The 6,716-nt window shown below is 33.7% G+C and carries 7 protein-coding genes and 1 pseudogene; 6 read left to right on the forward strand and 2 right to left on the reverse strand.

Features of this window, described 5'->3' with window-relative positions:
- Nucleotides 1-321: 321 nt before the first annotated feature.
- From EA412_01000 to EA412_01025, 6 genes and pseudogenes are all read left to right on the forward strand, one after another.
- The gene (locus tag EA412_01000) at nucleotides 322-1,098 is read left to right on the forward strand and encodes a hypothetical protein (protein TVR83255.1); all 777 of its coding nucleotides are present in this window, start codon (nucleotides 322-324) and stop codon (nucleotides 1,096-1,098) included.
- Between the two features lie 32 nt (nucleotides 1,099-1,130).
- Nucleotides 1,131-1,886, forward strand: coding sequence for a response regulator (locus EA412_01005; GenBank protein ID TVR83256.1), 756 nt, complete (start codon nucleotides 1,131-1,133; stop codon nucleotides 1,884-1,886).
- 141 nt (nucleotides 1,887-2,027) lie between these two features.
- A pseudogene (locus EA412_01010) lies at nucleotides 2,028-2,879 on the forward strand (radical SAM protein).
- Between the two features lie 536 nt (nucleotides 2,880-3,415).
- A complete protein-coding gene (locus EA412_01015) occupies nucleotides 3,416-3,727 on the forward strand; it encodes a hypothetical protein (GenBank protein ID TVR83257.1) in 312 nt (103 codons plus the stop codon).
- 202 nt (nucleotides 3,728-3,929) lie between these two features.
- Nucleotides 3,930-4,409 carry a hypothetical protein gene (locus EA412_01020; protein TVR83258.1) on the forward strand — a complete coding sequence of 160 codons (480 nt, stop codon included), beginning with the start codon at nucleotides 3,930-3,932 and terminating at the stop codon, nucleotides 4,407-4,409.
- A 94-nt stretch (nucleotides 4,410-4,503) separates the two neighbouring features.
- Entirely contained in the window at nucleotides 4,504-4,842 is a 339-nt protein-coding gene (locus EA412_01025; protein ID TVR83259.1) for an XRE family transcriptional regulator, read from the forward strand.
- Between the two features lie 276 nt (nucleotides 4,843-5,118).
- Here the strand turns inward: EA412_01025 and EA412_01030 are convergent, their stop codons facing one another.
- Both EA412_01030 and EA412_01035 read right to left on the reverse strand, forming a co-directional pair.
- Complete coding sequence (locus EA412_01030; protein ID TVR83260.1) at nucleotides 5,119-6,048, reverse strand: NAD-dependent epimerase/dehydratase family protein; 930 nt, start codon at nucleotides 6,046-6,048, stop codon at nucleotides 5,119-5,121.
- Nucleotides 6,049-6,155: 107 nt separating this feature from the next.
- Nucleotides 6,156-6,581, reverse strand: coding sequence for a hypothetical protein (locus tag EA412_01035; protein ID TVR83261.1), 426 nt, complete (start codon nucleotides 6,579-6,581; stop codon nucleotides 6,156-6,158).
- Between the last annotated feature and the right edge of the window lie 135 nt (nucleotides 6,582-6,716).

A 6,716-nucleotide genomic window follows, 5' to 3' on the forward strand; every position in this document is an offset into this window, starting at 1 on the left:
GCCCTGAAAGGGCGATTTATACTCCAACATTGGGCGACAGCCCGATGTTAAGCTATAGAGATAAAGCTCTAGCCCTGAAAGGGCGGTATAGTAGTCAAAGTTAAATTAAGTTAAATATAAAGAAAAATCCTTAAATCTCTCGTGAAAAATTATTAAAATTCGTAAGCTTTCAAAATTCATAATAGGAAAAACTATGTTAGTAGCAGCTACGATCAAAGACATTATAACATTTTTTTTACTATATCCTTACCAAAATTTAATGCTTTAAACTTTTATTTTTATTTTTATTCAAATTATACATCAAAACACTTATAGTTTTCCTTGATTATGGAGAATATTTCATTTCATATTTTTATTTATATTATTCTATTTGGGGTTATTGTCTTATTAATTATTAGCTTTATTAGTCTACTAAACTCTGAGCAAAACAAAAGAAAAAAATTGCTCAACGAGAAAAGAAAAATGATCAATCAGATTAGTGAGTTGAATAAAACAAAAGCCTTAATAGAAACAGAGCACTTGAAGTTTCAGTTAAAACCACATACCCTCATCAATATCCTCTCTAATTTGAAAGTAATTGCCGGAAAACTCAACAAAGGGATGGATATTTTATCAGATACACTTGATTACATTTTGTACCAGGGCAATACACATTTGGTCAGTGTAGAGGATGAAATCAACTTTATCAGAAAGTATTTGAAATTGAATAATATTTTTACCACTTCCATAGATGCTATCAAAATTGATACAAGCAATATAGACATGAATTCAACTTTTTATCGTGAAAATTGCATTCCACATTTAATCACCGGATACTTTCTGGAAAATGCATTTAAGCACGGCGATACTGAACACCCGGATTTTTTAAATGTAAGAATTATACTGACGGATACATTTTTTGAAATGATAGTCACCAATCGTACCAAAAGACAGATTATGCATTCCAACAATGGTGGTCTCGGCTTAGTAAATATGCGCAAAAGACTTGATTTGCTGTTAAAAGATAAGTATGAAATGCAAAGCCGACAAAATGGAACGGCTTTTCACTCAACACTAAAAATAAATTTTGAACAAAAAACTGCCAATACAAAGACTTAATTATCATATCAACTTCAAAGCTGTAGAAAACTATGGGGAAATTAAAAGTAGCCATCTTAGAGGATAATAAAGAACTGCTAAAAGATCTGAAAGAAAATTTAGACGAAACCAATTTGGTTGAAGTCGTTGCCTGGGCTTCAAAATCTGAGGAGCTTCTGGAAAAAGTAAAAAATGCTCAACCCGAAGCTTTAATACTTGACATTGAGTTGATAGGTGACAGCATGAGCGGTTTGGATGTTGCTCAAAGACTCGATTTACCTGTTTTGTTTGTAAGCGGTAAAACTAAAGATTACTATCGCGGTATTGAAGATTTAAATATCAGTTCAGCCAAAGTAATAGAACATATCACAAAGCCAATAACATTAGATAAATTAAAAAAAATACTGCCCAAGTTTATCAAATCTATACAGGTACATGAAAAGTTAGAGTACGTATTTTTAAATTTTGAAGGAGAACGAAACAGAACCAGGGTTCCGATTGATTCTATAGTTTGTCTTGAAACCGATACCGGAAGTAGTGGAAAGTCTAACAATAAAACTATTTACTTTACTGACCGCAAACCGAAAAAATTAATTGATTTTTCTTTCACTAAGATGCCTGAAGTTGGCTTTGATGAAACGATATTTATCAAACCTCATCAATCATATCGTGTAAATGTCTCTAAGATTATATATTCAAATAGAAAAACTAACGAGTTAGGAGTACAAGTGTGCGATGAATCAGAAAAGATTGATGATAAAGTAATTCCTATATCTGAAAACTTCAGGAAACACGTGCCTAATCTATAGTTCCGCTCTTATTACCCGGTAAAACCGGTTTTCCATGATAAAAATCCGCTCTTATTACTCTAACAGGGTTTACATTACCCGTAATTAGAGTGCCCTCAAAATCATGCTGACATTTGCTTCATAACCAAAAATTATAAGCAAATGATACCATCAGTAAATTTTCATTTATGGGAACCGTGCAACATGCGTTGCAAATTTTGTTTCGCAACATTTCAGGATGTTAAAAACAGTATTCTTCCAAAAGGACACTTACCAAAAGAGCAATCTCTGGAGGTTGTGGAACAATTAGCAGAAATTGGATTTGAAAAAATCACCTTCGCCGGTGGAGAGCCAACACTTTGCCCCTGGCTGCCGGATTTAATCAAAACAGCCAAAGAGTTTGGTATGACTACCATGATAGTAACTAATGGTAGTAAACTCTCTGAGATATTTCTACAAGAAAACAAAAACTATCTCGACTGGATTGCTATCAGCATTGATAGTTTAAATCCGGAAACAAACCTCCGGGCAGGCAGAGCCATTACCGGCAAAAAAACTTTGTCTATTGACGATTACAAAATCTTAGTAGATCGTGTAAAAAAGTATGGCTACGGACTCAAAATCAATACTGTTGTCCATCGCTTAAACCATGCTGAAGACATGAGTGAGTTTATCGATTACGCAAAACCAAAACGCTGGAAAATCTTTCAGGTGTTGCCAATTAGCGGGCAAAACGATAATAAGATTGACGATTTAAAAATTGGAGGTAAACAATTCCTGAAATTTGTAGAACGCCATAAAGAATTACAAAAAAATACTGTCATTATTCCAGAATCAAATGATGATATGAAAGGGTCTTACGCAATGGTAGACCCGGCCGGGAGATTTTATGACAATGCAAAAGGCAAGCACAATTATAGCAGACCGATATTAGATATAGGTGCAAGATTAGCTATTCAGCAAGTGAATTATGACTTTACAAAATTTGTGGAAAGAGGCGGAATTTACAAATGGAAAAGGCTATCTGAATTTCCGGTAAAAATAACACTTTCCGGTAAAGTTGCCTCAGGCAAAACCACCATTGGTAAACTACTCGCAAAAAAGCTGAATTACAAATTTGTTTCAATCGGTAATAAAACAAGAGAATTTGCTGAAAAACAAGGGCTTGATATAGTTAGTTTTCAAAATCATTGCCTTCAAAACCCGGAAATTGATAAGCAAATCGACAAAACATTTTCTAAAGAATGTAATGAGGAAAAGAATCTGATTATTGACTACCGGCTTGGGTTTTTATTCATTCGAAATGCCTTCCACATTTTCATCAAAATATCTGATGAGGCAGCTATTCAACGCCTGAAAAATGCAAACAGGCAAAAGGAAACCCACCATACGGTCAAACTTCGCAATTACAAATTCAGTCAACAATTCTTCGAGGTTTATGGAATTGATTACACAGCAGAAAAAAACTATGATCTGATTATAGATGCAGACAACTTCAGTAGCCCGGACGAAATAGCAGACTTTATTCTTAACACTATAAATGAGCAGCTATGAATAAAATATTAGAGTTTATTAAATCAAACCATTTCATGCTCCGGCAGTGGGACCGAAAGATTGAAGACAAGATACTTTATAAAATACTGCCACATGCTAAGTCAACGAATTATGAGAAAGAAGTAGTAATTGTTAAGCCTAATTTTTTAAAGAAATTAAATCTCATAAAAGACAACCACAGCCTTGTGCTTATTAAAAAAAAGAGATTACTACTTACAATTTTTTGGTGTAAAAACTACAGCTGCTATCTAAATAAAGATAAAGATACATATTATCAAGAACTTGATCATAAGTCACTCAAAAAGTAAACACATTATTAACATTAAAATTTTTAACTATGAAAAAGAAAACAAAAATCACATCCACAGCAGTAAATCGGGTAAAAAGTATAACCGCCAAAAAAAATGGAGGAAAAGTACCCAAACAAAGCTTTGCTGCAAGACTTGAATCAGCGATGAAACGCAAAAAGAACAATTAATTATCATTTTTTTAACCCTTAATTTTTTAATCATGAACACTTTAATTAAAAATCAAATTGGCATACTGCCGGAAATTCAAAAGCTTGATCTGGAAAGAATCAAGTGGAAACTAAGAGACACCGAAGAAGGTGAAAGTTGGACACATGAACTATGTGACAAAGCAGAAACCGAGTACAAAAAGTTTTTAACGATGGTGAAGCTTTATCCAAAAAAGTCAATAGTTCCCAACAAGCTTATGGACAAAATGTGGCATCAGCACATTTTAGACACCAGAGCTTACAGAAGGGATACAAAACAGGCTTTAGGCCGATTTCTTGACCATTATCCATACTTCGGTATGCACGGAGAAGATGACAAGCAAAATTTGAATGACGCATTTGAAGAGACAAAAGTTATCTACGAAAATCTCTTTGAAACTGAAATGTCAGAAGCCTTTGTCTCAAGATGTACAGATCACCCATGTCATGCACCATCAAGTTGCGCATGTAGAGCTCCGGGAGCTTGTAAATAATTTTTAACCAAAACCCGTGCTGTCCTTTTTGACAGCACGGGTTTAAATACCCAAAACACAAAAAACTTTTTGTAAAAATTTACACTATCACACCATGAAACATTTAATTCCGAAATTCTATAATATGACCGTATATGAAAAAATTCGGGCAATCCGCATAAGCAAAGACTACAAACAAAGCTATGTGGCCTACTGCCTGAATATAGATTCCGCTAATTATGGAAGAATGGAACGTGGTGAAACAAAAATTACAATTGACAGACTGGAAGCAATTGCAAAAATTTTCGAAATAAATATGCTGGATTTATTATGTGAGGAGCACACAGAATTTCAACCTACAGAAAAAGAAATTTTGAGTGAAATGAAAAAAAACTTAAACCTAATTTTAGATGAATTGAAACACATCAAAAACGACCTTAATCAGCTTAAATAGGTTTTTATTTTAGAAAGTTAAATTCAATAATTATTCTTTTCGGTAAACTCGTTCTCCATTACCAAACAAGAATAATTCTCAACAAAAAACTATTCAAATCCCTCCCTTTTCAACCTTTTTTTGATAAAAACGATAACACTTTGTTGCCGTTTTGCTTTAATCTATTACAGCAATCTTTTCAATTATAAAGTTATTGAAGTCCTAAGGCAGTTTTAAGTTTTTTATCTACCATATTACTTTCTTTTATAACTGCTATCCGGCCATAGCAGCTGTTATCTATTTATAATCCGTTTCGATTACTTTTCTTATACCTTCTTTATAAGGAGTTGGTTTAAAATTAAATTTCTCCTCAAATTTACTACTGTCAAAAACATAGTCACGGTCGTATTGATATAACATTTCCAATGATTCTTTCATTACCGGAACAAACAGACCTATCAATCGAACCATAAACCTTGATGCAAGGCGATAATTTGGTTTGGTATTCATTTCTCCCGCTATTGCTTCTACCCATTCTTTTCCGGTCATAGGGTTTGGGGCGGTTGGAAGGTGCCAAATCTGACCATAAGCATCATCAGTATTTCCCAATAAGGCAGTTGCTTTACCCGCATCCGGAGTGAAAGTAAAAGAGTGTTTAACTTTATCACTCATCAGCCAATTTGCGGTTTTTCCGGCACTTAATGGCTTAAAAACCGTCTCCGTCAATAGGCTGGTGTTTTGAATAGAAGGACCATAAAAATCAGCAGAACGAGCAATCAGGGCTTGAATTTTTCCGGACTTTACTTTATCCATAATCATTTGAGCAATTTCTGCTCTAACAGCGCCTTTTTTGCTAGGTGGATTTACAGATGTATTCTCTGTCATTGGATTGAGACTATCCTTATCATACATATAGACATTGTCAAAGAAAACTATTTTACATCCTTCTGCTTCACAAGCAGCCAAAAGATAGCTGATAAACTTTGGCCATTTTTCTTTCCACTCTTTGTGACTATACGAAAACCCAACTGTTACATAAACAATGCCTGAACCTTTAATTGCATTAGTTAACTCCTCCTGATTTAGCAAATCAGCTGAAAAAAGAGTGTCCGTATCATTGACTTTTTTCGGATTTCGACTAACTAATCGTATTTCGTTTGTGTATTCTTTTAGCGCTTTTGCTAATTCAATTCCAATTGCTCCACCTGATCCTAAGATTGTTTGCATAATTATTTACTGTTAAATATTGTTAAGGAGGTTCACCAAAAAAACATTTTATTTTCAACTAAAAGTAGACATTTTATTTGAATATAAGTTTTCATTTTTATGAAAAATCATACCGTATATCTTTCGGTCCAGCTTTGGGGAAAGCTGAGTTTATTGCCATAAAAAAATCGAATCAACTGACCATGATGCTGAATCTCATGCTCTAATAAGTTGAGTAGCAAATCAAGTTGATTTTCATTTAAATCGGTTTTGTTTACAAAATCCATACTGTCCTTAGCGCTATTATTAAGACATTTTAGCACTTTATCCTTAGAAGTAGTATCATCCAGAGAACAGGAAAACCCCATCCAGCCATTGTTGACAATTGCTTTTAAATAACTTTCTCTGGCTCCTATGATGCAATAAAATTGGTCTCCAATGGTATTAGAAGGCAGATCTTTTAGTTTTAATTTTAAATCTTCAGAGCGAATAACATCTGCCAGTTCAAAAGTTAAATTGAAAGCTTTGTGTAAATGTTCAATTATTAATTTCATGGATTTACTCTTTTGGGGTTTTATGAAGAAAATACTATGGCTCACCAACTAATCTTTTTTTTCAACTCCAACCCGGCCTCAGCTTCCCGCTCACCTTCAATCTTCAAGTATTAAAACTAATGTATTTTGAACAAA

Source organism: Chitinophagaceae bacterium (assembly GCA_007695095.1).
Lineage (GTDB): Bacteria > Bacteroidota > Bacteroidia > Chitinophagales > REEL01 > REEL01.